Below are 26,374 nucleotides of genomic sequence, written 5' to 3'. Positions count from 1 at the left end.
ATCGTTCCCACGCTCCGCGTGGGAATGCCTCAACGGACGCTCTGCGTTCGGCTTTAGAGAGTGGGACGCGGAGCATCCCGGGCTGCATTCCCACGCAGAGCGTGGGAACGATCATCACTATCAGGCCGTCGGGTCGAGGTTATCCAGCACCCGGTTTACCGCCAGCTCACCGAGCATGACCACCGATTGAATCCCCAACATCATGTTGCGATGTGGCATGTCCATCAACCCGGCGAACTCACTGAGCATCATGCTGGCTGACGCCAGGGATTCGCAGGCGTTGACCAGCAGGGTTTCGTTATCGACCTCGGTGCCGACGTGGTAAATGGTGCTGGGTTTGCGCTTGGTGTCTTTGGGGATAGGCGGTTTGAGGTAGTGATCGAGGGCGCGGTCGGCGGCTTCGTTGAGTTTTTTGGAATCGAGGGATTCGTAGGGGGATGTTGGGTCGGTTTCAGGTGGGTTGGGTGTAGGTTTGAACATAGATGGAACTCCAGATAATAAATGGAGCCATCACCCTCGCTACCAAACGAATGGGTGGCGGCCATACGCAGGTTGGTAGACCGGTCATCTGGCAACCCGGCGCGCCCAAGGGCGCCCTACGCATAGCCACCATAAAAACAGAGGACAAAAAAATCCCTGTATTAGGTTGCGCTATGCGCCAGAAAACCGGGCTACCAAACCCGATCGCTGTTTTTCAGCGACAGGCAAACGATAGAGCCCGGCCCTTTGGCGTACAAGCCGGCGGATTCTGGCGTAGTCGTAGGCAGCGGCGCAAGGATGTGTAGGCTGAGTGAGTGTCTGGAAGTGTCGTTTAAACATCGCCTGTTGATCCTTCCCACGCTCTGCGTGGGAATGCCTCAACGGACGCTCTGCGTTCGGCTTTAGAGAGTGGGACGCGGAGCGTCCCGGGCTGCATTCCTTTGCTGCGCGTGGGAACGATCCTTAGCGCTGATTATCCCGAAACTGGCTCGGTGACAGGCTGGTCAAGGCACGAAACTGTCGGCTGAAGGCACTGTGGTCGGTGTAACCGCAGCGCAGGGCGATTTCGGTGATGGGCAGGTCGGTGTGCAGTAACAGCCGCGAACCTTCTTCCAGGCGCGCCTTGTGAATCATCTGCCGTGGGGTGAGCTGGAACACCCGTTTGCAGTGACGCTCCAGTTGCGCCACGGAATAGCCGGCGATGGCGGTCAGTTCGGCGAGGCTGATGGCGCGGGCGAAGTGGCTGCGGATGTGTGCATCCACGGCGGCGAGTTTCTGGAAGGCGGGATGGTTGGACTGGGGAGATTGCAGGTCGCGGGAGATCCCGGCCAGGCCAACGATGTGACCCTGTTCATCGTGCAAGGCGAGTTTGTGGGTCAGGCACCAGATCGGCTGGTTGCCGTAATACAGGTGCAGCTCCAGTTGGTCGGCCAGTTCGCGGCCGCTGGACAGGACCCGTCGATCCTGTTCGGTGTACAGCGGGCCGAAGCGTTCCGGGAAGACCATTTCGGCGGTGCGCCCCAGCAGCTCCTCGCGATGTTTGAAGCCGCAACGCCGGGCTAAAGTCTGGTTGACGAAGGCGTAGCGGGCATCGCAATCCTTGATGAAAAACACCACGTCCGCCAGGGTATCGAGCAGCGGCGCAATCGGCTGCAGACTGTTCAGCAGCGTTGGCAGGTCGCAGGGTTTGAAGGTGCTGAGCGAGGGATACATGGCGCTGGGGTCTGAGGGCGACCCCGGGATCATAGAGGCTCGGCAGCGTGGCCGAAACCCCCGAGAAGGTTTCAGGCTGGCGGGGTGTCGTCCAGGCACATCAAGGTCTCGATTCGCGCCGGGCTGAAGGGTGGGCGGGGCGCCGAAGGTTGCCAGCCAAACAGGTGCTGCACCGCGCCGCCACACACCCGGCCCTGACAGGCGCCCATGCCGCAGCGACTGGCCAGCTTGGCTTCGCGCCAGTCAGTGTGCCCGGCCAATGCGGCGTAAGGCACGTCTTCGCAGCGGCAGACCAGGGTGTCGGGCTGGGCCAGGGACTTGAGTGACGGGGCGAGGGCGAAGGCCTGATTCAGCGCTATGGCGAAACCCTGCCAGCGTGCCCGGCGTGGCCATAATTGGCGGGCCGCTTCAAGGTCACCGACCGCCGCGTGGCCGGCAATTGCACCTTCGACCAACGCCAGTTCACTGCCACCAAACCCGGTGCATTCACCCGCCGCATAATGATCGGAACGGCTGTTGGCCTGCCAGGCATCCACCGCCAACGCCTGACCCTCGATGGCGTAACCCAGTGCCTGGCCCAATTGAATGTTCGGGATCAAACCGAAACCACAGGCCAGCCGATCACATTCCAGTTCGACGATTTTGCCTTGCTGTTGCAGACGCACGCCTTCCAGTCGGTCAGTGCCGAGGGCGGCCAGCACATGAGTCGCGGTGCGGTAATGGAGGTCGAACAAGCTGAACGATTGCATCAGCTTGTTGGGCCAGCGGGGCAGTTGCGCGGCGAAACCGGCGACGGCGGTGCGCGAGGCTTGCTCGGCGATGCGTTGTACCTGTGCGCCATGCTTTTTAGCGGTGGCGGCACTCGCCAGTAATAGCGGGCCGCTGCCGGCGATCACCACACGCTCACCCTGCACCGGCACACCGGCCTTGACCAGCGCCTGCAAACCACCGGCCCCGGTCACGCCAGGCAACGTCCAGCCGGGGAAGGGCAGCAGTAACTCGCGGGCGCCGGTGCACAGAATCAGTTTGTCGTAGCTGATCAACCAGCCGTCGTCATCATCTTCGACCAACAGTTGTTTCGGACCGGGACTGGCGATCACTCGGGTGCCAGCGTGACGGCGGATGTTGCTGCAAGACTGCAAACGCTCACGCAGGCGCAGGGCCTGATCGGGCACGTTGGCTTGAGGCCCGTCACGCCAGATTTGTCCGCCCGGCAGCGGGTTGTCGTCGAGCACGACGATGCGTGCGCCGCTGGGTGCGGCGGCAAGGGCGGCGGCCATGCCAGCGGGGCCGGCACCGATGATCAGCAGATCGGCGTATTCGTTCATGAGCGTGTCTCCACCTGCATGCCGTCTCGGCACAAAGTCTGGCAGGCCAAGCGTCGCCGGCCGTCGATGGTCACCCGGCATTCCTGGCAGATGCCCATGCCGCACAACGGTGCGCGGCGCTGACCACTGACCGACGTGCGCGTGCAGCCGTCGCTGCCCAACGCCAGGGCAGCGGCGACGCTGGTGCCCTCGGCCACCTTCAAGGCGCGACCGTCCAGCAGCAATTCAGGCATAGGCAGGTTCTCCGAGGAAGCGCTGGGGCAAATAGGGGTGAGCGGGCAGTGGCGGGGTTTCATCGAACAGTTGCGCCACCAGCAAGTCGGCGGTGCCGGGGGCCGTGGTGACCCCCAACCCTTCATGACCGACCGCCAGCCACAAGCCCTGGCGCTGTGGATGCTGGCCCACCAGCGGCAGGCCGTCGGGGCTGGCGGCGCGAAAGCCGGTCCAGGCGCGGATGCCGTTGAGCCGAGCCAGCCCCGGCATGTACTCGGTGGCGCGCTTGAGCATTTTCGCCAGCATCCAGCCTTCGACTTGCGGGTCGGTGGTACCGAATTGCCGCGAGGCACCGATGAACAATTGCCCGGTGGGGCGCGGCTGAATATTGCAGGCCGTCGACGGCCCCGTGGCGTTGTGGGCGCTGGTGACGTAACCCAGTTCCACCAGCGTATGGGTGACGGTGCGGGGGTAGCGGTCGGTAATCAGCAGGTGACCTTTTTTCGGCTCGATGGGTAACTCCGGGCACAGTTCGTTGGCCTGAATACCGTTGGCCAACACCACCGCTTCGGCACTCAACCAGCGGCCGTCATCGAGGCAGACGCGGTTGCCATCGACTGCGCTGACCCGCGCCCGGCGCTGACGGATGTTCGGCGTGTCGAGCATCCAGTTGGCTGTCGCCGGCGCATAAAGAATGCCGTCGCCATTGATCAGCAAACCGCCTTCCAGACCCTCGCGCAGTTCCGGTTCACGCTGGCGCAAAGCACTGGCGCTGATCAATTCGCACGCCACGCCCTGGGCTTTCAGGTTCAAGTATTTGCCATGGGCGACCGCCATTTCCTCGGCGTTGGCCGCCAGCCACAGTGTGCCGTTGTTGCGGTAGGCGCAGCCGTCGGGCAAGTCCGGCGCCAGTTCGCGCCAGCGTTGCAGGGAATATTGACTCAGGGCCAGTTCGGCCGGGTTGTCGTCGAGCACCAGCAGGTGGCCCATGCCCGCCGCCGTCGCACCGTGCAGGCCGGCGTCCAGCACCAGCACTTGCAAACCACGACGGGCCAGCGCCTGGGCACAGGCGGCACCGATGATGCCGGCGCCGATCACGATCACATCGGCCACAAGGCCCTCGTTCATGGACGAATGCCCCAGGCGAACGGGTCATCCTGTTCGATGATCAAACTGGCTTCGGCGCTGATAAAAGCGCGGCCGCGAATGGTCGGCACAACGCGCTCGCCCTGCCATTCGTAAGAGCCTTCGAACTCGCTGCCGATGACACTGGCCTGGCGCCAGATCTGTCCCGGTTGCAGTTTGTCGTCCGCTGCCAGGCACGCCAGTTTGGCACTGGTGCCGGTGCCGCACGGTGAGCGGTCATAAGCCTTGCCGGGGCAGAGGACGAAGTTGCGGCTGTCGGCGTGATCGTCATCACTGAACAGCTCGACATGGTCGATCAGCCCGCCGTCTTCGCCACGTATACCCTGGGCCTCCAGCGCCTGTTGCACGGCGTAGGTATAAGCGGTCAGCGCGTCGAGGTTGTCGCCGGCCACCCGCAGGCCATGCTCGGCGATCAGGAAAAACCAGTTACCGCCCCAGGCGATATCGCCGACCACCTGACCGATATCTGGCACCTGTAACACCAATGCCTTGCGGTAACGGTAGGCCGGCACATTGCGCACGCTCACCGAATGGTCTTCGTGCAGGGTCGCCTGCACCGTACCCACTGGCGTCTCGATGCGATGCACGCCGGGGCTGATCTTGCCCAGATGCGCCAACGACGCCACCAGGCCAATCGTGCCGTGGCCGCACATGCCCAGGTAACCGGTGTTGTTGAAGAAAATCACCCCGGCACACGCACTCGGGTCCACAGGTGTGCAGAGCAGGGCACCCACCAGCACGTCGCTGCCACGGGGTTCCAGCACACAAGCGGCGCGCCATTGATCGTGGTGTTCGGCGAGCAGCTTGCGGCGTTCGGCCATGCTGCCGGTGCCCAGGTCAGGAAAGCCGGCGGTCACCAGACGGGTCGGTTCGCCGCCGGTGTGGGAGTCGATCACGGTGATGCGTTTCATGGGAGGGCCACGTCCGTTCAGATGAGTGAACGAAAGAGTGGCCTGTGCAGCGGGGTGTCGGCTTGATGGATTTATCCTGTGCCGATGACGAAATCAGCACAGCATCCTAGTGCGCGTGAGGCAGGTGCTCGAACAGGGTCTTGCAGACCCCGGCAATGTGCTCGTCCAGCAGCTTTACCGCCAGATCCACATCCCCGGCACGACAGGCTTTGATGATCTCACGGTGCTCGTGATCAGCCCGTTCCTTGCCGGCCGACAGGCTCATCTGCATGCGCAGGTAGCGCTCCAGCTTATCGTTGACCGAACGAATCAGGCTGACCAGAAACGGCCGTTGCGCCGGCTCGTAGAGGCAAGCGTGCAGCTCCCAATTGAGCTCGGCCCAGCGGCCCACGTCGTCCTCGCCGATGAACTCCTGACAGATGCGCTCGGCACGGGCGAAGGTTTCTTCGGTCATGTTGGGAATGGCCAGGCGCAGTATCTTGTCCTCCAGCAACATCCGCACTTCGAACATCTGCGCCAGCTCCGCATCGGAAACCCGCGTGACCATCGCCCCGCGATTGCGCTGGAACATCACCAGCCCTTCGGCCTCCAGCCGCTTGAGGGCCTCGCGCACCGGAATCTTGCTGACGTTGAACTGGCGGGCAATGTCGTCCTGGCGAATCGGCTCATCTTCGGCGAAATGCCCGGCGACGATCGCGTCCCGCAGATGACGGGTGATGATTTCCGAGGTCGAAGGTGTATTGCCAAGGTCGGGAGCGTTGAGTTTGGGTAGGTTCACGGCAGCGGTCGTTTGGAGTGAGATGGCGATAGGGTATACGAAATTCTTTCGCTGCGAAGTTCCAGGCGATCGCCGCCTCGAAGAATAGGCATCAGCGGGGCGCCACCCAGACGCTTCGCGTGGGATTTCACGGACCTGAATAGTCATTCGGCAGCGCGTCGGCCGGGATGGCCGAATGGATATCTGCGCGAAGCCGATTATGCTTCAGGAAACCTTGCAGCGATGCGAGGCCGTCAGCCTGTTTGCATGCTTTGCGTAATCCGTAATCCGATGACATCAGCCCTGGGGCCTGGGTGCGGTAAAAAAATAATGAGGTACTCCGGCCTATAACAAGAGCAAGACGGAGAACAATCATGGCCGCAATCGACAATACGACCACAGGCAGCGCGCCCCACCACGGGATCACCAGGGAGGAGCGCAAGGTCATTTTCGCCTCGTCCCTGGGCACTGTGTTCGAGTGGTACGACTTCTACCTTTACGGCTCCCTCGCCGCGATCATCGCCAAGCACTTCTTCGCCGGCGTCAATGAGACAACGTCCTTCATTTTCGCGCTGCTCGCGTTCGCCGCCGGCTTCGCTGTACGGCCCTTCGGCGCCATCGTCTTCGGCCGACTGGGCGACATGATCGGGCGCAAGCATACGTTCCTCATCACCATTGTCATCATGGGTATCTCCACTGCCGTAGTGGGCTTTCTGCCCGGCTATGCGACCATCGGCGTGGCGGCACCGATCATCCTGATCACCCTGCGCCTGTTGCAAGGCCTGGCCCTGGGCGGTGAGTACGGCGGGGCGGCGACCTATGTGGCCGAACATGCGCCCAAAGGCAAGCGCGGCTACTTCACCTCGTGGATCCAGACCACCGCGACCCTCGGCCTGTTTCTTTCGCTGCTGGTGATCCTCGCCTGCCGAACCATTCTCGGCAACGAAGCCTTCGAGGCCTGGGGCTGGCGGATTCCCTTTTTGCTGTCGATCCTGCTGCTGATCGTCTCGGTGTACATCCGCTTGCAACTCAGCGAGTCGCCGGTGTTCTTGAAGATGAAGGAAGAAGGCAAGTCGTCCAAGGCTCCACTGACCGAATCCTTCGCCCGCTGGGAAAACCTCAAGATAGTGATCATGGCCCTGCTCGGCGGCACTGCCGGCCAAGCCGTGGTCTGGTACACCGGGCAGTTCTATGCGCTGTTCTTCCTGCTGCAGACGCTGAAGATCGACCCGCAGACCGCCAATTTTCTGATTGCCGGCTCGCTGCTGATCGGCACGCCGTTCTTCATCATATTCGGCAGCCTGTCCGACCGCATCGGCCGCAAAGGGATCATCATGGCCGGCTGCGTAATCGCGGCGCTGACCTATTTCCCAATCTTCCACGCGTTGACTGAATACGGTAACCCCGACGTGTTCGCTGCGCAGGAGAAGAACCCGGTTACTGTGATCGCCGCCCCCGGCCAGTGCTCGTTCCAGTTCGACCCGGTGGGCAAGGCCAAATTCACCAGCTCCTGCGACCTCGCCAAGACTGTGCTGGCGAAGAAGGCCATACCCTATGAGAACGTGAAGGCCGAACCAGGTGCTATCGCGCAGGTCCGCATCGGCGACAAGGTGATCCAGAGCTTCGAGGGTACCGGCATGCCAGCCGCCGACTTCAAGGCCCGCAACGATGCCTTCGTCGCTACCCTCGGCACCGCCCTCAAGGACGCCGGTTACCCCGAGAAGGCCGACCCGGCCAAGACCAACTATCCGATGGTGCTGCTGCTCCTGACCATCCTGGTGATCTACGTCACCATGGTCTACGGCCCGATCGCCGCCTGGCTGGTGGAACTCTTCCCGGCGCGCATTCGCTACACCTCGATGTCGCTGCCGTACCACATCGGCAATGGCTGGTTCGGCGGCTTTCTGCCCACGGTGGCGTTCGCCATGGTCGCGGCCACGGGGGATATCTACTACGGGCTGTGGTACCCGATCGTCATCGCCGTGATGACGGCCATTCTTGGCACGTTCTTCCTGCCGGAAACCAAGGATCGGGAAATTCATCACACATAAGATTGGCACCCGCCCTCTCCCGCAAGGGGGAGGGCAATGTGCGGTATCAGGAAGCTTTGAGCGTTAGCGCTTACGACGATGGCCAGTGATCATCGACAGAGGCAGGTTTTCACGCAAACGCAGGCTTTCCACCAACGCTGCGACGATATGCACACAAACCAATGCGAGCAGTGCATTGGCCATAAACTCGTGAACATCACGTAGCCAGTCTTCGCCCCAGAAATAGTCCACTTCTTCCATCAAGAAACCGCTGATACCCAGACCGGTCATCAACAGCAGCATGAGGACCATCACCAGTGCACCGATGGGCGAATGCCCCATGCGGTGATAGCCCTTGCCGGAAAACAGCGCCCGGCCATGCTGAACGACCCGCGTCGGCGTCGGCCAGAAGTCTGACCAACGCGCCGATGGCGGGCCGATGAACCCCCACACCACGCGCACCAGCACGACAGCTACGGCGTAATAGCCGAGCCAGCGATGCCAGCCGTCTCCTTCCTCATTGAGGAAGTAGTCGCTGATGAAGACAACCGCCAGGGACCAGTGGCAAATACGTACGAGCGGGTCCCAGAGGCGCAGGGTTTCAGCTTTCACAGGGGGCCTATTCGATTTCTTCTTTCACGACTTTGCCAGTGACCGGGTCAAAGTAGATCTCGACTTTGCGCTTGTCTTTGTCCCAGCCGTAGATCTCGTAGCAATTGCCGCTCGTGACTTTGAACTTCTTGATGTTGTAGCCCTTGGCCTTGAGATCTTCCTGAAACTTGGCCTGGTCCTGCCATTGGGCCTTGTCGGCTGTGGTGCATTGAGTCCCGGCGAAAGCCAAGGGGGAGGCGGCAAGAAGCGAGAGCAACAGAAGTTTACGCATGGGTTTTCCTCTAAATATTGTTGTTGTCCGATAACGCGAGAGATTCTCAATCACTTTGTGCGCGCTGAAGGTTAGTCGAGCTTTGAATCGTTGTCACTGTGTTGCGGGTTGCAAACAAACGCCCTGGAATGCAGGGCGTGTAATTCTAATCAGTTAAGACGCAAATCCCTGTGGGAGTGGGCTTGCCCGCGAAAGCGGTGTGTCAGGCGACATCAATGTTGACTGTGCCACCGTCTTCGCGGGCAAGCCCGCTCCCACAGGTTTTGCATCTTAACTGACCGGCATTGCGGTACTGGATTTCAGGTTTCCACTCAGAACCGGTAGTTGGTGCTCAGCTCCAGAGTCCGTGGTGCTCCGGGGGTGATCAGGTCCACCGAGCCATGGGCCGAGGCGTAATAGTCCTTGTCGAAGACGTTGCGCAAGCGCAGCGCCATGTCCCATTTCGGCAAGTTGTAGAGCAACGCCGCGTCGACGGTGGTGTAAGCGGGCATGACCACCCGGTTATCCAGGGCGGTATAACGGTCATCGACATAGTTCGCCCCCATGCCCACGCGCCAGGTGTTGGTCAGCGAGCGCACCAGCCAGAGGTTGGCGCTGTGACGCGGGGTCAACGTTGGTGTCTGGCCTTCGTTGGCGACGCCATTGGTTCGGTTGTTGGACTTGGTGATCTCGGCGTCCAGATAGGCATAGCCGGCATAGACCTGCCACTTGTCACTCAACTGCCCGCTGGCGGTCAGTTCAAGACCGTCGGTGCGCTGCTCGCCCGACAGGACCAGCTTGGTCGGGTTCGCCGGATCGGTCGTTTTCATGTTGGTGCGTTCCAGCCGGAACAGCGCCGCCGTCAACGCCAGGCGATTGTCGAGCAGGTCCCACTTGCCGCCGATCTCGAAGTTGGTGGTTTGCTCCGGTTCAAGGCCCTGGTTGGTAGTGCTCAGGGCGAAGACTTCGGAGGAGGGTTGATAAGAGCGACTTACCGAAATGTAGTAGGACTGAACCTGATCAGGCTGATAGACCAGGCCTGCGCGCGGGCTCCAGGTGTTGTCGGTTCGGGACATTGAGGCACCCGTCAGGTCATCCGAATACTCCTGATCGAATACGTCATAGCGCACGCCCAACAGTGCTTTCCATTGCGGGGTCAGTTCAATCAGATCCTGGACGTAGAAACCGGCCGTGTCCTGGGTAGTGGTGCCCTTGGCGGTTTGTCGGTTGGCCTGGAACGGCACGTCGACCAAGCCATCGCGGTACACCGGAACCCGCGCCACGTTGCTCTGGCTAAAGACGGATTGGTCCTTGACCTGACGTCCCAGTTCCACGCCATAGAGCAGGTTGTGGTTCATCCCGGCCAGCGTGGCCTGTTGCTTCAGTTCGGTCTGGTTGAACCAGCCGTCTTCCTTGCGCTGCACGTTGCCGCGATTGAGTTTGACCAGCAATTCGCCGTTGGGGGCGGTGACGAAACGGGTCGGGCTGGAGTCGGCGAGTGTGTTGTTGCGATCCAGATCGTAGTGGTAGTAGCGGCTGGTGTTGCTCAGGGTGAAGTCGTCGTTGATGCGGTAGTCGACGCCGGCCGTGAACGAAAACACTTCGCTGCGAGTGTAATCGTCATCCGGGTCGGCGGAACCGAAGCGCTTGTCCCGATCGACATCGACCGGGCGATCGCCCCGTGCGGGAATGCCGAAGTCGATCAAGCGTTTGTCGTAGAGGTACGTCGCCCCCAGGTTCAGCTCAAGATCGTCGGAGAGTTTGAAGTAGGCCGAAGGCGCAATGGCCTTGCGATCGATATAACCGTCATCGCGGAAGGTGTCGCTGTTCTCCAGCGCACCGGTCACCCGGAATGCCTTGTCGTTTTGCTGCTGATCGGCCCAGCCAGCGTCGAACTGCGTGCGCTTTTTACCCTCGCTGTCGAAGCTGACTCCCACTTCCTGTTTGGGGGTGAAGTTGGGTTTCTTGCTGATGCTATTGATCAGGCCACCGGATGAGCCACGGCCATAGAGCACCGCTGCCGGTCCCTTGATCACTTCCACGCGCTCGACGTTGGACAGATCGCGGAAGTACAGCGCGTCGTCACGAACGCCGTCGACGTACATGTCGCCGATGGCACTGAAGCCGCGAATGGTGACTTGGTCGCGCTGGCCATCACCATTGGAAAGACCGATGCCGGGGACGTTCTTCAACACGTCTTCCATCGACTGTGCGCCCTGATCCTTGATCACGCTCTGGGGGATCACGTTCACCGTTTGCGGGATATCCCGCAGCGGCGCGTCGATCTTCAGCGCACTGCGGCTGTCGGTCGGCTTGTAGCTCTGCTCGCTGTAATCACTGGTCACAGCGGTTGCAGGAAGGGCCAATGCCGATTGGGTTTCTGCTTGCAAATCAGGTACTGCAAAAAGCCCCAGCAGTGAGAGAGAGGCCGGGTAAATGCGCGGTAAAGCCACCATGAGCTCCTTTTTTAATTATTGCGCTAATGATAACGATTACCTTTTGTAAGTAAATAAATATCATTCACACACGGAGTCGATACATTTGCCGTTGACCCTTACATGCGGGAAAACATATATTCGGTAAAACGCATATGCCTGTATTCATTCGCACCGCGTGCACACCAAACGCTGAGAAACCCAATGGCTGACCACCTGACGCCGACCACTGTTTTCAAATGCCTGGCTGACGACAACCGGGTCCGCATGATGCTGCTCATCGCCCGAGAGGGTGAGCTGTGCGTCTGCGAGCTGACCTGTGCGTTGAATGAGAGCCAGCCCAAAGTCTCCAGGCACCTGGCGCAGTTGCGTACGTGCGGATTGCTCTCGGACCGTCGGCAAGGCCAATGGGTTTATTACCGACTGCATCCGAACCTTCCAGACTGGGTGCATCAGGTGCTGACCTTGGTGCTCGAAGCCAACAAGCACTGGTTGAGCCCTGATGCCAAACGCCTTGAAGAAATGGGTGACCGTCCTGAACGGGCAGCGGCTTGCTGCCCGGCTTGATGATTCCCAAAGCGCCACCCCTGACAACAGAAACAGAGCACACCAACATGACTATCAAAGTGGGCATCAATGGTTTTGGCCGCATCGGTCGCCTCGCTCTGCGAGCAGCCTGGCGCTGGCCAGAGTTTGAATTCGTGCAGATCAACGATCCGGCAGGTGACGCGGCGACTCATGCGCACCTGCTGAACTTCGACTCGGTGCATGGCCGTTGGAATGATCAGGCCGACTCCGAAGGCGACAGCATCGTCATCGACGGCAAACGAATCAAAGTTACCGCCAACAAGGCGATTGCCGACACCGATTGGTCGGGCTGCGATCTGGTGATTGAAGCCAGCGGCAAAATGAAGACCGTCGCGGTGCTTCAGGCTTACCTCGACCAAGGCGTGAAGCGTGTGGTGGTCAGCGCCCCGGTGAAGGAGCAGGGCGCGCTGAACATCGTCATGGGCGTCAACCATCAGCTGTTCAACCCGGCGGAACATCGCATCGTCACCGCCGCGTCGTGTACCACCAACTGCCTGGCGCCGGTGGTGAAGGTGATCCACGAGAAACTGGGCATTCGCCACGGCTCGATCACCACTATCCACGACCTGACCAACACTCAAAGCATCCTCGACCAACCCCACAAGGATTTGCGCCGTGCCCGGGCGTCGGGCATGAGTTTGATCCCGACCAGCACCGGCTCCGCCACCGCGATTGCCGAAATCTTCCCGGAACTGCGCGGGCGTCTGAATGGCCACGCCGTGCGCGTACCGTTGGCCAACGCTTCGCTGACCGATTGTGTCTTTGAAGTCGAGCGCGTCACCACCGTCGAAGAAGTGAATCAGTTCCTCAAGGACGCGTCCGAGAACGAACTGAAAGACATTCTCGGTTTCGAGGAGCGTCCGCTGGTGTCCATCGACTACCGCACCGACCCGCGCTCATCGATTATCGATGCGCTGTCGACCATGGTCATCAATGGCACCCAGGTCAAACTCTATGCCTGGTATGACAATGAATGGGGTTACGCGAATCGCACCGTCGAACTGGCCAGAATGGTCGGTCTGGCCGTCTGAGGAGCGGTGATGAAAGCGTTGTCAGCCCTCACGCCTCAAGTGCGGCAGTACCTGCTCGTGACGGGCAATTACTGGGCCTTCACCCTCACCGACGGCGCCTTGCGCATGTTGGTGGTGCTGCACTTTCACGCGTTGGGCTACAGCCCGCTGCAAATCGCGGCGTTGTTTCTGTTCTATGAACTCTTTGGCGTGATCACCAATTTGCTGGGCGGTTATCTCGGCGCTCGATTGGGCCTGAACCGGACCATGAACATCGGGCTGGGGATGCAGGTTGTGGCGTTGTTGATGCTGACGGTGCCAGTGGCCTGGCTGACGATTCCTTGGGTGATGGGCGCGCAGGCGTTGTCGGGGGTCGCCAAAGACCTGAACAAGATGAGCGCCAAAAGCTCGGTCAAGCTGTTAGTGCCCGAGGGGCAGCAGGGCACGCTTTACCAATGGATAGCCATCCTCACCGGCTCGAAGAATGCACTCAAGGGTGTTGGTTTCTTTCTTGGCGGGGCATTGCTCGCCCTGATCGGGTTCAAAGGGGCATTGCTGGCCATGGCGGGTGTCTTGGCGCTGATCTGGGTCAGCAGCTTGATTCTGTTAAAAAAGGATTTGGGCAAGGCCAAAGCCAAGCCCAGGTTTCGCGACATCCTGTCCAAAAGCCGGGCGATCAACATTCTGTCGGCGGCGCGGATGTTTCTGTTCGGTGCTCGCGATGTCTGGTTTGTCGTGGCTTTGCCGGTGTACTTGAGCAGCGTCTTTGGCTGGGACTTCTGGAAGGTCGGTGGATTCCTCGCGGCCTGGGTGATCGGCTACGGCATCGTGCAATCGTTCGCGCCGCGAATCACTGGCAAGAAACGGGGGCATGTTCCTGATGGTCGCGCTGCCTTTCTGTGGGCATTTGCTCTGGCAGGCCTGCCCGCGGCAATCGCTCTGGGCCTGAACACCGGGTTGTCGCAACAGGCGGTGCTGTTAGGCGGGTTGATGGTCTTTGGTGCGCTGTTCGCGGTGAATTCCTCTCTGCACAGCTACCTGATCGTGTCCTATGCCAAAGAAGACGGCGTGTCGCTGGACGTGGGGTTTTACTACATGTCCAACGCCATGGGACGGTTGATCGGCACCGTGCTCTCTGGCTGGGTTTATCAGGCTTTCGGGCTGGGGGCGTGTTTATGGATATCCAGCGCATTTGTTATTTTCGCGGCATTGATCTCTGTGGCGTTACCCCGGCATGCCAAGGCTATTCAACTGCCCTGAAAGCCGCTGTTTCATGGGCTTTACACCAAGTAAGAAAGTTTAATTTCTAGTGTGCTTATTATGTGGGTGCCATTTTTCAGGCGTCAAATAGTTGAGGTTTCTTATATGGATCGAAAAGTAATTAGTCTTAGCACAATTTATTCATACGCATTTATTAAAACTTAAGCCATAAATAACCAACCAGACCGGGCTGCGAGGAAAACTACAAGAACCTGACAACCAAAAGTTTCGCCACAATAAAAATCCAATCCTCCTTATAAGTCGGTGATCATCATGATTAAATTCATGACCTACTTTTTAATAGGAGCTGTTCTTGCAGGATGCAACGGTATGGTAAAGCCCGACTTGTCGGGGCCTGCCAATGATTCATACTTTTCAGTCTTCTCGGGCTTTCCTTTGCCTTATCTGTACATGGCCTCGGCCGTGCAATGGAACGAAGACTATGCCGTCACCACTCGCCACACCCCCCTCATCCGCAACGTGAAATACAGCTGCAGCACCGGTTGCGACCTTGTCTTCATCCGGCACAAGGCCGACGGCCGCTACCCGTCATGGCGCACACCGCGTGTGGGTGAACACATCACCGCCGTGGGGGCGAGCCCCTACATGACCACCGTCAGCGGGCAAGGCAAGGTGTATTCGGCGCCTTTCATCAATAGCAATGAAGGCAGCGGCGAACGCTATGCCATACATGATGCCCCGATAATAAAGGGGATGTCGGGTGGTCCCGTCATCGCCAATGACGGTAGCATTGTCGGTATCAATGTCGGTTTTTTCTCCACCTCTTTAAATGATGTGAGTTTTCACCCTGGGTTAAAGGGGGCTGAGAGAATCAGCGTCTTTATCCCTTACTCGATCATTCAGCGTGAATGGGAGTTGATGCAGGTGAAACTTAACGATCCGCACGGCGCGAAGTACGCGAAGAAGTAACGTTGAATTGTCGTCAATCAATTGACCGTCGGGATGGGGTTCATCGTAGTGGGTATGATGAACCCCATCATGGCTGGTTAGTTGAATCCAGGCGTATATTGATTATGTCGATCCAGATCATCGAGGCGATAGCAGATCGCTGGCGGTGCGACAGACGAGAGGCTGGGGGGCTAGCAGATATCCCAGAACGTTTGGAGGTGTGACATGAGCCAATATCAACGACTCTTTCTAATAGCCGGCCCCACCATGCGTCACACGCCGGCACTGCAGCGGGCCGTCGCCATTGCCGAGGCCACGGGCGCAGCGCTGCATATCACGGTGTTTATCGAAGATTTCAACATCTTGGGTTTGATCCACGCCAGTGCGCGGTTTCGTGAGGCTTGCCAGCAAGAGAACGAAAAATGGCTCAAGGATGAAGCCGATCTGATCCGTGGACGCGGGATCAACCTGAGTACCGAGGTGCTTTTCACTCGCGACGCGTTGCAAGAGATCCTTCAGCACGTGACAACCACGCAGGCGGATCTGGTGATCAAGGACGTGCAGCATGAGTCGGCGCTCAAACGCGTTTTCATCACGCCTCTGGATTGGCATCTGCTGCGTGAATGTCCGGTGCCTGTGCATCTGGTCAGCGAAGTCAGTTGCCCACTTCCACGCGTGATTGTGGTGGCCGTCGATCCGTCGCATCCAGAGACTCAGATCACTGGAATCAACGACCTGATCATCCAGGCTGCGAACGAACTGGCAACGCAATGCCATGCAGAAATGCATCTGCTGTATGCCTACGATCTATCGCAGACACATATATCCGATGCGGGCGCGGGTGCAGTGACGATGCCCGGCTTCAACAGCGACGTGCGCAAGTCTTTGCACAAGTCATTCATCACGTTGGCCGATCACTACGGCGTGCCCACCGAACGGCAACACTTCGTTGCAGGGCCGCCAGGCAAAGCATTAGCCGACTTTGCAGCGCATCACCGGGCCGACGTGATCGTCATGGGCAATGCCCATCGCAAGGGGCTGGAAAAATGGGTGGGCAGTACCACGGAGCATGTTCTGTATCGGGTGCCCTGCAACATTCTCGCAGTCGCCGGGCAAGCGGATCAATGAATGGATCCGTTGTTAAGTGAGCTGGAAAGGGGGTCTCGGCGACCGGCTCGGGATTTTTTCAGGGCGCGTGCCGAGATATCCCGGAAGGTGTCACTGTCGGTCGCCGCGAGCAGCTTTGCACCGTCCTTCATTGTGACCATAAAGGTCACCTCGGTGTTTTTTCCGGCGAGCAGATAGCCGGCGATAGCACCGACGGGACCGAGCAACATGGCACCCGCGAGGCCCAGGCCTATGGCGGACTTTATATTCTTGTTGGATTCAGTGTTCTGAACGGTTAGATCTTTAAACTCCGAGACCGGGAAGCTTGCTCCAAGCCGGGGTTTGAGGGACGTCTTGAGGGTGAGGGTTCCAAGGTGATATTCCCCGTCGCCCTGCGGGAAGTCACCGGCGAGTACTATGATCTTTGCCATATGGAGTTTTCTCTTGGGCGATCATTTTTGGGTAGAACATTGCGCGCGCCCAAAGCCGAAACGTCAACGATCCGACGATGAGTGGCATCCATAAATTCGCGATACCCAAGTGCAGGTTCTGCAAAAGAATTACATTCTCAGGCGTCCTCGGAGCGAAGGCACTTCAGGAGTGCGGACCCGGCGCTGCGACATGGACGTTTTATAACGTTTAGCTCAAGCAGGCAGAGAGTGCGCTTTAATCCTCCGCTGGTCCGACAGGCTTAATCGCGACCAGAATCAAATGTTCGGCATCATCAACAGACCTTTCAGCCGAGAGGGTTTAACGGGGGATTAATGGACTTCTGGACCACCACACAGGTATCGATTCTAGGGTTGGTTGAAGGGCTTACAGAGTTTTTGCCCATCTCCAGCACGGGACACCAGATTATTGCCGCGGACTTGCTCGACTTCGGCGGTGAGCGAGCCATGGCGTTCAATATCATCATCCAGTTGGGGGCTATTCTGGCGGTCGTCTGGGAGTTTCGTCGCAAGATTCTGGAGATCACTACCGGTTTGCCAACCCAGCGTAATGCGCAACGTTTCACGCTGAATTTGTTGATCGGTTTCTTGCCGGCGGTTGTTCTGGGTGTGATGTTCGCCGACAAAATCCATGAGTATCTTTTCAACCCGATCACCGTTGCCGTGGCGCTGGTGATAGGTGGAATCATCATGTTGTGGGCGGAGCAACGTGAGCATGTGGTGGTTATCGAGCACGTTGACGAGATGCGCTGGACCGATGCCTTGAAAGTCGGTTGCGCACAGTGCCTGGCGATGATCCCCGGCACTTCGCGCTCGGGTTCGACGATTATCGGCGGGTTGCTGTTTGGCCTGTCACGCAAGACGGCTACCGAGTTTTCATTCTTCCTGGCGATGCCAACGATGGTGGGGGCCGCGGTGTACTCGGGCTATAAGTACCGCGACCTGTTCCAGTCTGCAGACTTGCCGGTGTTTGCATTGGGATTTGTCGCCGCATTCCTCTTTGCGATGATTGCCGTGCGCGGTTTGCTCAAGTTCATCGCCAATCATAGTTATGCGGTGTTTGCCTGGTACCGGATTGCGTTCGGTTTGCTGATTCTGGCGACATGGTTTTTGGGTTGGATCGACTGGAATCATCTCTCGGAAGGGGCGTAGGTTTTCCAGGGCTTTGTGGCGAGCGAGCTTGCTCGCGCTGGGCTGCGTAGCGGCCCCAAAAATCCGGCAACCATTGCCGATTTTTGTGAGTGCTACGCACTCAAACGGGAGCAAGCTCCCTCGCCACAGGTTCTTTTACTCAAGACGCTGAGTGGAACTAAATCTTGTTAACCCCTGCCAGTGGCAAGCTGATGTGCTGTTCACGCTGCAGGAAATTCATCATCAACAGCACCCGTTCCTCGCCGTCCATGGCCAGGAACACCGCCTCGAGATCGGAGAACGGGCCTTCAGTGATGCGCACCGTATCTCCGTGCCTCAACAACGTTGTGACGATCGCCTGACTGTCTCGCTCCTGAAGCTCGTCGATCAGTGCATCGCGGATCGGCAGTGGCTGACCGCCGAACCCGACGACTCGCGAAACACCGCGGGTCGAGCGCAGCGGGCCCCAACTGTCCTGAAGGCTCAGCTGGATAAACAGATAGCCAGGAAACAACGACTCGCTGATCACTCGACGCTGCCCGCGCAAAACGCGCTCACGCCGGTAGGTCGAACGAAAACAGGCGTAGCCCTGGCGCTGTAAATGCTCTTCGGCGCGCTCATCCTGTTTGGGCTTGCACTGAAGCAGATACCAGGCTTTGGCGGTGTGCTCTGCAATCGCTTTCATTTAAATGCCTCCTCTGCGTCGATCTGCTTCAGCACTTCGGCGGTTTTGTGCTGCATGAGCGAGCTGTCGCCGCGGCTTTCCACGGTCAGGCATGTCACGCCATCATCGTCCAGAAGACGCAAGCTGAGACGCCAGTCGGCAAAGACCAGGTTCAGCCCATCGCTCTCGTCGATGTCGAGGGCGTCGGCGGCGTAACGCTGCCTGATGCTCGCCATTAACGCCGGACCATCCTTGACGTGACGGCGGATTTCCCCGGAGGAGGGGAAGGCACCGATGCGTTCCACCAGCAGCACCGGCTGTTTCTGCACCCGGGGAAAGATCAGCTCCGACGCGTAGGCGCGCACGATGAGGTACGCGAGGTTGTTCTTAAGGTCAGCGCCATACGGGCGGCGACTGTCATCTGCCTTGAAACCGCTCAATGTCTTCATAGAGGCTTCGTCCATAGGGTAATAAAGACCAAAAAATCAATTCGATAACGCACACGTTTGTCAGGGTTCAGCGCCGTCACCAGGTGTTCTGATGCAGGTGCTCGAAACAGAAGTTGGTGGCTTCGATGTAACCTTCAGCGCCGCCGCAATCGAAGCGTTGGCCCTTGAACTTGTAAGCCAGCACGCAGCCATTTTGGGCCTGCTTCATCAAGGCGTCGGTGATCTGAATTTCACCGCCCTTGCCAGGCTCGGTGTCAGCGATCAGGTCGAAGATATCGGGCGTCAGAATGTACCGGCCGATAATGGCCAGGTTGGATGGGGCGTCTTCCGGGCGGGGCTTTTCGACCATGCTGTTGACCCGGTAAATCCCCTCGCGAATCAGCTCGCCGGCAATCACGCCGTACTTCTGAGTCTGCTCACGGGGCACTTCCTGAATGGCCACGATCGAGCAGCGGAACTGCTGATAGAGCTTGATCATTTGCGCCAGTACGCCATCGCCCTCAAGGTTCAGGCACAGGTCGTCGGCCAACACCACCGCGAATGGCTCATCACCGATCAACGAACGACCGCTGAGAATCGCGTGACCCAGGCCCTTCATCTCTACCTGGCGGGTATAGGAAAAAGTGCAGGTATCGATCAGCTCTCGAGTGCCTTCCAGGTACCGCTCCTTATCGGTGCCACGAATCTGGTGTTCCAGTTCGAAGCTGACATCGAAATGATCTTCCAGCGCTCGCTTGCCCCGGCCAGTGACGATGGCCATATGTTGCAGGCCGGCGTCACGCGCTTCCTCGACGGCGTACTGGATCAGCGGCTTATTGACGATCGGCAGCATCTCCTTCGGCATGGCCTTGGTGGCGGGCAAAAAGCGGGTCCCATAGCCGGCAGCGGGGAATAGGCATTTACGAATCATGGAAGCGTCCTTGAAAGTAGACAGATGGAATGGCTAATGGCAGTAGGAAAGGTTCGACGGGTTGTCGGAACCGGTAACGCTGGAGAGTGCGGGCTCTAAATGGCTCGTTCACTCGAGAAAAATGTTGGCAACGCTGCATGGGCAGCGAAAGGCCTGTACGCCATGTTTCTCGCAAGGCGCAGGCAGAGAGAAAGATCGCGCGGTCGCTTGGTAGGCGAGCATGCCTGGTTGTTCCACTGCATGCTTCTGACGCAACCCGCTGTAAATAAAGTTATTGCCCAAGGCATCTCTTACCCAACTTCTAACCGAATGTCCGACGCCCTGGCAATTCACTAATGGAGCGGCTATATATTAGCCACTCGCTATTTCGGTGTAATTTAGATTGAACGGTCGCGGGAAAACGGCAATTGTTAGAAATTGTCTGGATAAATTTTCGAACTGTTATATTCAGCGTTCAAAGAGCGGAATGTTATTTTTTGTCTGAAGAAAAAGTTGGGGGCTGTTCAAACGTCATGGTAATAAATACGCACTGATGGTTTGAAAGTCTCAGCTGCAGTTACTGGGGTTATACATACCCGGATTCATTCGTAGTTTAAAGCTCTTATGTTCGGCAAGTGCTATGTCACCGCCAATGTTGACAAGACGGGGAATGTTATCTTGCTTAAAAGGGTTTTGATTGTCTGCGTCGGCAATATTTGCCGCAGTCCCACCGCGGAGCATCTGCTGCGCGGGGCACTCGTTCATTCCGATATCGAGGTCAGTTCGGCTGGTCTCGCTGCCTTGGTAGGCAAACCCATCGAGCCGACGGCACACGCCGTACTCAAAGAGCATGGTCATCTGCCCGATGGGCATGAGGCCGCTCAACTCACGCCTCAAGCCGTCAGCGAGGCGGACTTGATTCTGGTGATGGAGCGGCGGCATGTCAGCGGGGTACTCAACATTGCCCCTGAAGCGCGAGGCAAAGTGTTGCTATTGGGCAAATGGCAAGACGATCGCGAAATCAGCGACCCCTACCGTCAAGGCAAACCTGCATTTGTGCACGCTTATGCGTTGATCGAAGAAGCCGTACTCGCATGGGCACAGCGCCTGGCGCGCTGATGGCCACTCCTTTTTGAATCGTAATACAGGCAAAGAATCCGACTTATGCAGCAAGCACCGGTAGTTAACGTGCGGGACGACGACAATGACGAGATTGATCTTCTCGGCTTGTTTGGAACACTCATCGACCATAAATGGCTGATTGCCGCGGTTACCGGTGCCTTCATGGTCGCTGGGGCTGCGTACGCGGTGATTGCGACCCCGGTATACCAGGCGAATGCGCTGTTGCAGGTTGAAGCGAAAAAGAACGATTTGTTGGGTTTCTCCGATGTCAGCAGTATGTTGGGAAAAGAATCGCCTTCGGCGACCGAGATCGAACTGATCAAGTCTCGTGCGGTGATTGGCAAAGCGGTTGATAACCTGAAACTTGATATCGTCATACAACCGATGTACTTCCCGGTGGTCGGTGAGTTCCTGGCTCGTCGATTCCAGAGTAAAAATCCAGGTGAAATAGCCGACCCCTTGTTGGGGTTGAACAGTTTCGCTTGGGGAGGGGAGTCGCTGAAGATATTCAAACTGGATCTTCCCGACTCGCAACTGGGCAAGAAGTTGACCCTGACCGCGGGTGAAAATGGTCATTACACCTTGGTGGACGAAGACGACAACCTATTGGCAGCTACCCAGACTGGGCAACTTTTCGAACAAAATGGCGTTGCGTTCCAGATAGCGGACATGCACGCCAATCCTGGAACCCGCTTCAGAATCATCCGCAATTCTCGCCTGACCAGCATCCTCGACTACCAAGAGGATTTGGATGTATCCGAGCGCGGAAAAGAGTCGGGCATGATCGGGCTGGCGCTGGAAAGCACAGATCCGAATCAGGCCATCAAAACACTCAATGAAATTGCCACTATTTATGTGCGGCAAAACGTAGAGCGCACTTCAGCTGAGGCAGCGCAGAGCCTGGCGTTTCTCAAAGAGCAACTTCCGGTGGTCAAGCAGGACCTGGAAAAGGCCGGGAATGCCTTGAATGAATACCAGACGCGCAGCAAGTCCGTGGACATCACGCTCGAAACCAAAGCCATTCTCGATCAGATTGTCGGGCTTGATACCAGCATTTCAGAGTTGAAATTGCAGCAAGCCGAGATGGACCGCAAATTCACCCGCCAACATCCTGCCTATCGCGCCTTGTTGACTCAGATCGGCGAGTTGACCAGCAAGCAGAAAAGTTTGGCGTCCAAGGTGGAGGGCCTTCCCTCCACCCAGCAAGAACTGCTGAGCCTTACCCGGGATGTAGAGGTCGGTACTGCCATTTATACCCAGTTGCTGAACAAGTCTCAGGAACTGGATGTGATGCGCGCGGGCACCGTTGGTAACGTGCGTCTGATCGACACCGCGGACGTCAATTTCCTCAAGCCGGTCAAACCGAAAAAAGCCTTGATTGTATTGATCGCCACCATTCTTGGCGGCTTCTTGGCGGTGGCCCTGGTGCTGGTACGCAAGGCACTTAACCGGGGACTGGAAAGTCCGGAAGCCATCGAGCAACTTGGGTTGCCGGTCTACGCGTCGATTCCTTACAGCATTTTGCAGAAAACCGAAGAAGACAAAGTCTCCCGTGGACGGGGACGCTCCGGCGCAGGTTCGACATTGCTGGCCGTCACTCATCCCACCGATCTGGCAGTCGAGGCATTACGCAGTTTGCGTACCAGTCTGCACTTCGCCATGCATGAGGCCGACAATAACCGCCTGATGATCTCCGGGCCCAGCCCTCAGGTGGGTAAAACCTTCGTGTCGGTCAACCTCGCAGTGGTGATAGCACAAACCGGGCTGCGGGTATTGTTGATCGACGTCGACATGCGCAAAGGCTATCTACACAAAGTGTTAGGTGTTTCTTCAGACAATGGGCTCTCCGATATCCTGGCCCGGCGCTGCGAAGTGACCACCGCCATCCATAAGACCGAAATCGACAACTTCGATTTTGTCAGTCGAGGCCAGATCCCACCCAATCCTTCCGAGTTACTGATGCACGCCAATTTCAGCGCGCTATTGGAGCAGGCGAGCAAGCAATACGATCTGGTAATTCTCGATACGCCACCGATATTGGCAGTGACAGACGCGGCGATCGTCGGGCGCTTGTCTGGGACTAACCTGATTGTGACGCGCTATGGCCTGAACCCGGCGAAAGAAATCGAGTTGACGGTCCGTCGGTTCTCCCAGAATGGCGTTGCCATTAAGGGTGCGATTTTTAACGGCGTGGAGAAAAAGGCCTCCAATAAATATGGCTACAGTGATTATGGCTATTACCACTATGCCTACGCCTCCGACAAAAGTTGATGAGTACTGAGCAGGTCGCGTCATAAGCTCAGATGTTTGACGGCGTTACTGTTGTTCTTGAGTTTTTATCGTTTATTGCTGCGCCGGATCATTAGCCAATAGGCAGGATCAAACCGATATTTCATGGAAGCACCACGTCCTGAGGAAGATGACGAAAAATCCTGGGGCGGTAGCGTGTCTTATGCCGCTTCCTTCCTCATCGCTCACTCTTATTGCCGAACTTTAAGGCTATCAAGGAGCCTGGGATCTCTTAGGTTTCCAGTGGACGGCGTGAGCCAAAAACCAACGTTTGTATCACAGGTAATCATCATGAAAGTCACTGTATTCGGAATTGGCTACGTAGGTCTTGTTCAAGGGGCGGTGCTCGCCGAGATTGGCCACGATGTCATTTGTGTGGACATAGATGAGCAAAAAGTCAGAAACCTCGAACAGGGGATTATTCCAATCTATGAGCCTGGACTGGAAGTCTTAGTTAAAGAGAACTACAGCGCTGGAAGATTGAAATTCACTACAGATGCTATGACTGCAGTGAAACATGGAGAGGTTCAATTCATTGCGGTAGGCACACCTCCTGATGAGGACGGATCTGCGGACCTGAAATATGTACTGGCCGTTGCCGAAACAATAGCAAGTAACATTGAAAGTAATTGTATTATCATTAACAAATCTACCGTTCCTGTTGGGACGGCCGATAAAGTGAGAGACCGAGTTGCGAGCGTACTTTCTGAACGCGGCCGCACTGATCTCTCATTTGATGTTGCATCGAATCCAGAGTTTTTAAAAGAAGGTTCTGCAGTATCTGACTGCATGCGTCCGGATCGGATAATTGTCGGGACCGAGCAAGCTAACACCGAAGCAGTCATACGTGATTTATATGCGCCATTTAATCGTAATCATGAAAAAATAATTGTCATGGACGTTCGCAGCGCTGAGCTGACGAAATATGCAGCCAACTGCATGCTTGCAACAAAAATCAGCTTTATGAATGAGATATCCAACCTCTCGGAGATGCTCGGAGCTGACATTGAAATGGTGCGTAAAGGTATCGGCTCGGACCCGCGAATAGGCTATCACTTCATTTACGCGGGGTCCGGATACGGCGGCTCCTGTTTCCCAAAGGATGTGAAAGCTCTTATTAAGGCTTCGGAGCAATTGGACTTCGATGCGAAAGTTCTAAAGTCTGTCGAATCACGAAATCATGAACAAAAATCTGTTCTATCGAGAAAAATCCTAAAACATTACGACGGAAAAATAGAAGGTAAAGTTTTCGCGCTTTGGGGATTAAGTTTCAAACCAAATACGGATGATATGCGTGAAGCTCCAAGTCGAGTTCTAATCGAAGAACTCTGGAAGCATGGAGCCCACGTGCGTGCATTTGATCCAGAAGCTATGGAAGAAACTCAGCGAATTTATGGGAATCATGAAAATCTAAGTCTTTGTGGTACCAAAGAAGAAACTTTAAAAGATAGCGACGCCCTCATAATTATAACGGAATGGCAAGCATTTAAAGCTCCAAATTTTGATAATATAATTCAGAAGCTTCGCAATCCCGTAGTGTTTGATGGAAGAAACTTGTTTAATCCGAAAAAGATGCAAGATCTTGGGATCGAGTACTACTCAATCGGCAGGTGAAGCAGCTACCTTTCGCACATATGACTATCGTCTAACAAAACAACGCTATAGAGTCTTTTGGTTGTAGCGATAATCGCTTATAAAAGACTCGACTATTAATAATAGACGATCTATTAAGTGTGCGATGCACTGACCTGGTTCAGGGAGTTCAACATGGCTCTGAACAGTTAGCCAGCCTAATAACCAGGTCATATAGCTCTTTCAGAAAAAAGGTGAATGTACTTTAATTTGTCGTAGAGAAAGCGAAAAGTTACGATGGTGTTATTAAGAAAAATACTAAATGCACAGCTGATCTCAGCGGCGCTCAGAGTAATAACTCTTATCTGCAAGCTCGTTTTCGTAATTTATCTAGGCGGAAAGTTAAGCCTTTCTGACCTTGGGGACTACGGCCTAATTGCGGCTATGACCAGTTATTCAATTTATTTCATAGGGCTTGAGGCACACTCATACGTAAATAGAAAAGGGATAGGAGAGGATTCTAATAAATGGCGAGTCCTAATTGATAAACAGCTTGGGCTATACCTGTTTACATCATTAGTCTTCCTTGTGATAACCCTGCTGTTGAGTCAACTACATGCCCTACAATTCAAGTACCTTTATTTTTTCTTAGGGATTACGTTGGTCGAACACTTCGGCCAAGAGTCCTACAGGACATTAATCGCACTAAGAGATCAACTGGCTGCGAGCTTAAGTCTTTTTTTTCGCGCGGCATCTTGGGTGATAATAACGGTTCTTATATTTCAGTTGGAAATATACCGAGTTGAGCTAACGGATATATTTTCTATGTGGTTGGTATTTGGTGCTATCAGCACCATAGCTACCTACATATATATTTCAAAAAGATACACCAATGCTTGGTATTTTACTCCGAAGCTTGATTATCGCTGGTCAGTGTCCGCGATAAAAACCGCTTTAATCTTTCTCATGGCAACACTAAGCCTTAGGCTAATGCAGGTTTTAGACCGAGTCATCATCAACGCTACATCCGACAAGGAAACGCTAGGGATCTATGTTTTTTATACTAGTCTCAGCATGGCGGCGAGCGCTCTATATATGTTCTTTGGGCCCAGCAGAATATATCCTGTCCTGGTGGCTCTTCATAAAGGTGACGACAAGGCGCAATTTAAAATAGTATCCAAAAAGCTTTTGTTTATATCTTTTCTCATGGGGGCTTTTTTTTGCTTGGCTATACCGTCATTTCTTGTGGTCGCTTCATTTTTTAGTAACTCACAGCTATTTCATATACAGCAAAACCCGCTTTTATTGATGTTGGTGCTAGGAGCCTTACTAGCAAACGCAATAAATTTAGGCTACCAGTACATTCTCTACTGTAAAAATCTTGATAGAGTCATACTGCTATCCAACTGTATTGGGTTGTCCGCAAGCATTCTTTACTTGGTAGTAATTTATTGTGTGTATCAAGTTGATGCAATCAATGTAGCTGTCGCAGTATTGTTATTTTACCTCGCGAGCATAGCATTTAAGTTTTTCATAAATAAGCAGACTCAATAGGATGCCC

General features: G+C 56.2%; 25 protein-coding genes. 11 read left to right on the top strand and 14 right to left on the bottom strand.

What is annotated here, in order from left to right; genetic code table 11:
* Nucleotides 1-120: 120 nt before the first annotated feature.
* The 7 genes from AC1RQB_RS13275 to AC1RQB_RS13245 all read right to left on the bottom strand — a co-directional run bounded on the left by AC1RQB_RS13275 (nucleotide 121) and on the right by AC1RQB_RS13245 (nucleotide 6,068).
* Complete coding sequence (locus tag AC1RQB_RS13275) at nucleotides 121-480, bottom strand: DUF6124 family protein (protein ID WP_063340381.1); 360 nt, start codon at nucleotides 478-480, stop codon at nucleotides 121-123.
* A 462-nt stretch (nucleotides 481-942) separates the two neighbouring features.
* Nucleotides 943-1,692 carry an AraC family transcriptional regulator gene (locus AC1RQB_RS13270; RefSeq protein WP_063340379.1) on the bottom strand — a complete coding sequence of 250 codons (750 nt, stop codon included), beginning with the start codon at nucleotides 1,690-1,692 and terminating at the stop codon, nucleotides 943-945.
* Nucleotides 1,693-1,763: 71 nt separating this feature from the next.
* On the bottom strand, nucleotides 1,764-3,020 hold the full coding sequence (locus AC1RQB_RS13265) for an NAD(P)/FAD-dependent oxidoreductase (RefSeq protein WP_063340378.1): 1,257 nt from the start codon (nucleotides 3,018-3,020) through the stop codon (nucleotides 1,764-1,766).
* The gene (locus AC1RQB_RS13260) at nucleotides 3,017-3,253 is read right to left on the bottom strand and encodes a (2Fe-2S)-binding protein (protein WP_063340377.1); all 237 of its coding nucleotides are present in this window, start codon (nucleotides 3,251-3,253) and stop codon (nucleotides 3,017-3,019) included. The genes AC1RQB_RS13265 and AC1RQB_RS13260 overlap by 4 nt, the downstream gene beginning before the upstream one ends.
* Nucleotides 3,246-4,361 (bottom strand): NAD(P)/FAD-dependent oxidoreductase, encoded by a 1,116-nt coding sequence (locus AC1RQB_RS13255; RefSeq protein WP_063340376.1) that lies wholly within the window; start codon nucleotides 4,359-4,361, stop codon nucleotides 3,246-3,248. The genes AC1RQB_RS13260 and AC1RQB_RS13255 overlap by 8 nt, the downstream gene beginning before the upstream one ends.
* The gene (locus tag AC1RQB_RS13250; protein ID WP_063340375.1) at nucleotides 4,358-5,290 is read right to left on the bottom strand and encodes a 4-hydroxyproline epimerase; all 933 of its coding nucleotides are present in this window, start codon (nucleotides 5,288-5,290) and stop codon (nucleotides 4,358-4,360) included. The genes AC1RQB_RS13255 and AC1RQB_RS13250 overlap by 4 nt, the downstream gene beginning before the upstream one ends.
* A 106-nt stretch (nucleotides 5,291-5,396) precedes the next feature.
* On the bottom strand, nucleotides 5,397-6,068 hold the full coding sequence (locus AC1RQB_RS13245; RefSeq protein WP_007900901.1) for a GntR family transcriptional regulator: 672 nt from the start codon (nucleotides 6,066-6,068) through the stop codon (nucleotides 5,397-5,399).
* Nucleotides 6,069-6,421: 353 nt separating this feature from the next.
* Between AC1RQB_RS13245 and AC1RQB_RS13240 the strand changes: the two genes are divergently transcribed.
* Nucleotides 6,422-8,098, top strand: coding sequence for an MFS transporter (locus AC1RQB_RS13240; RefSeq protein WP_063340374.1), 1,677 nt, complete (start codon nucleotides 6,422-6,424; stop codon nucleotides 8,096-8,098).
* 63 nt (nucleotides 8,099-8,161) lie between these two features.
* Here AC1RQB_RS13240 and AC1RQB_RS13235 read toward each other — a convergent pair whose 3' ends face one another.
* The 3 genes from AC1RQB_RS13235 to AC1RQB_RS13225 all read right to left on the bottom strand — a co-directional run bounded on the left by AC1RQB_RS13235 (nucleotide 8,162) and on the right by AC1RQB_RS13225 (nucleotide 11,395).
* Nucleotides 8,162-8,689 (bottom strand): cytochrome b/b6 domain-containing protein, encoded by a 528-nt coding sequence (locus tag AC1RQB_RS13235; RefSeq protein WP_008074694.1) that lies wholly within the window; start codon nucleotides 8,687-8,689, stop codon nucleotides 8,162-8,164.
* 7 nt (nucleotides 8,690-8,696) lie between these two features.
* Nucleotides 8,697-8,960 (bottom strand): PepSY domain-containing protein, encoded by a 264-nt coding sequence (locus AC1RQB_RS13230; protein ID WP_007900892.1) that lies wholly within the window; start codon nucleotides 8,958-8,960, stop codon nucleotides 8,697-8,699.
* Nucleotides 8,961-9,271: 311 nt separating this feature from the next.
* Nucleotides 9,272-11,395, bottom strand: coding sequence for a TonB-dependent receptor (locus AC1RQB_RS13225; protein ID WP_063340373.1), 2,124 nt, complete (start codon nucleotides 11,393-11,395; stop codon nucleotides 9,272-9,274).
* Nucleotides 11,396-11,578: 183 nt separating this feature from the next.
* On the opposite strand from AC1RQB_RS13225, the gene AC1RQB_RS13220 reads away from it, so the two are divergent.
* The 5 genes from AC1RQB_RS13220 to AC1RQB_RS13200 all read left to right on the top strand — a co-directional run bounded on the left by AC1RQB_RS13220 (nucleotide 11,579) and on the right by AC1RQB_RS13200 (nucleotide 16,269).
* Nucleotides 11,579-11,941, top strand: a complete 363-nt coding sequence (locus tag AC1RQB_RS13220) for a metalloregulator ArsR/SmtB family transcription factor (RefSeq protein WP_063340372.1) — start codon at nucleotides 11,579-11,581, stop codon at nucleotides 11,939-11,941.
* Between the two features lie 47 nt (nucleotides 11,942-11,988).
* A complete protein-coding gene (locus AC1RQB_RS13215) occupies nucleotides 11,989-12,993 on the top strand; it encodes an ArsJ-associated glyceraldehyde-3-phosphate dehydrogenase (RefSeq protein ID WP_063340371.1) in 1,005 nt (334 codons plus the stop codon).
* A 9-nt stretch (nucleotides 12,994-13,002) separates the two neighbouring features.
* The gene (arsJ, locus tag AC1RQB_RS13210; protein WP_063340370.1) at nucleotides 13,003-14,232 is read left to right on the top strand and encodes an organoarsenical effux MFS transporter ArsJ; all 1,230 of its coding nucleotides are present in this window, start codon (nucleotides 13,003-13,005) and stop codon (nucleotides 14,230-14,232) included.
* Nucleotides 14,233-14,562: 330 nt separating this feature from the next.
* Nucleotides 14,563-15,162, top strand: a complete 600-nt coding sequence (locus AC1RQB_RS13205) for a S1 family peptidase (protein ID WP_008074709.1) — start codon at nucleotides 14,563-14,565, stop codon at nucleotides 15,160-15,162.
* A 204-nt stretch (nucleotides 15,163-15,366) separates the two neighbouring features.
* Nucleotides 15,367-16,269 (top strand): universal stress protein, encoded by a 903-nt coding sequence (locus tag AC1RQB_RS13200; RefSeq protein ID WP_063340369.1) that lies wholly within the window; start codon nucleotides 15,367-15,369, stop codon nucleotides 16,267-16,269.
* Here AC1RQB_RS13200 and AC1RQB_RS13195 read toward each other — a convergent pair.
* Complete coding sequence (locus AC1RQB_RS13195; protein WP_063340368.1) at nucleotides 16,263-16,679, bottom strand: hypothetical protein; 417 nt, start codon at nucleotides 16,677-16,679, stop codon at nucleotides 16,263-16,265. The two genes, AC1RQB_RS13200 and AC1RQB_RS13195, sit on opposite strands and share 7 nt — an antisense overlap.
* A 333-nt stretch (nucleotides 16,680-17,012) precedes the next feature.
* Between AC1RQB_RS13195 and AC1RQB_RS13190 the strand changes: the two genes are divergently transcribed.
* Nucleotides 17,013-17,849 carry an undecaprenyl-diphosphate phosphatase gene (locus AC1RQB_RS13190; protein ID WP_008074713.1) on the top strand — a complete coding sequence of 279 codons (837 nt, stop codon included), beginning with the start codon at nucleotides 17,013-17,015 and terminating at the stop codon, nucleotides 17,847-17,849.
* Between the two features lie 157 nt (nucleotides 17,850-18,006).
* On the opposite strand, the gene rfaH is transcribed toward AC1RQB_RS13190, so the two are convergent.
* The 3 genes from rfaH to galU form a co-directional block, all read right to left on the bottom strand.
* Nucleotides 18,007-18,513 (bottom strand): transcription/translation regulatory transformer protein RfaH, encoded by a 507-nt coding sequence (rfaH, locus tag AC1RQB_RS13185; RefSeq protein WP_063340367.1) that lies wholly within the window; start codon nucleotides 18,511-18,513, stop codon nucleotides 18,007-18,009.
* A complete protein-coding gene (locus AC1RQB_RS13180; protein WP_063340366.1) occupies nucleotides 18,510-18,941 on the bottom strand; it encodes a phosphohexomutase domain-containing protein in 432 nt (143 codons plus the stop codon). The genes rfaH and AC1RQB_RS13180 overlap by 4 nt, the downstream gene beginning before the upstream one ends.
* Nucleotides 18,942-19,017: 76 nt before the next feature.
* Entirely contained in the window at nucleotides 19,018-19,851 is an 834-nt protein-coding gene (gene galU / locus AC1RQB_RS13175; protein WP_008074716.1) for a UTP--glucose-1-phosphate uridylyltransferase GalU, read from the bottom strand.
* Nucleotides 19,852-20,454: 603 nt separating this feature from the next.
* On the opposite strand from galU, the gene AC1RQB_RS13170 reads away from it, so the two are divergent.
* The 4 genes from AC1RQB_RS13170 to AC1RQB_RS13155 all read left to right on the top strand — a co-directional run bounded on the left by AC1RQB_RS13170 (nucleotide 20,455) and on the right by AC1RQB_RS13155 (nucleotide 26,367).
* Nucleotides 20,455-20,949: a low molecular weight protein-tyrosine-phosphatase gene (locus AC1RQB_RS13170; RefSeq protein WP_063340365.1), complete on the top strand. Its 495-nt coding sequence runs from the start codon at nucleotides 20,455-20,457 to the stop codon at nucleotides 20,947-20,949.
* Nucleotides 20,950-20,994: 45 nt separating this feature from the next.
* On the top strand, nucleotides 20,995-23,223 hold the full coding sequence (locus AC1RQB_RS13165; RefSeq protein ID WP_063340364.1) for a polysaccharide biosynthesis tyrosine autokinase: 2,229 nt from the start codon (nucleotides 20,995-20,997) through the stop codon (nucleotides 23,221-23,223).
* A 309-nt stretch (nucleotides 23,224-23,532) separates the two neighbouring features.
* Nucleotides 23,533-24,855 (top strand): UDP-glucose dehydrogenase family protein, encoded by a 1,323-nt coding sequence (locus AC1RQB_RS13160; RefSeq protein ID WP_063340449.1) that lies wholly within the window; start codon nucleotides 23,533-23,535, stop codon nucleotides 24,853-24,855.
* A 255-nt stretch (nucleotides 24,856-25,110) separates the two neighbouring features.
* Nucleotides 25,111-26,367 (top strand): lipopolysaccharide biosynthesis protein, encoded by a 1,257-nt coding sequence (locus tag AC1RQB_RS13155; RefSeq protein WP_063340363.1) that lies wholly within the window; start codon nucleotides 25,111-25,113, stop codon nucleotides 26,365-26,367.
* The last annotated feature ends 7 nt before the right edge of the window (nucleotides 26,368-26,374 follow it).

This window comes from Pseudomonas sp. GW822-FHT02E03 (assembly GCF_058802325.1).
The sequence above is the reverse complement of the archived record's forward strand: the minus strand, read 5'-3'. Positions and strand labels throughout refer to the sequence as shown.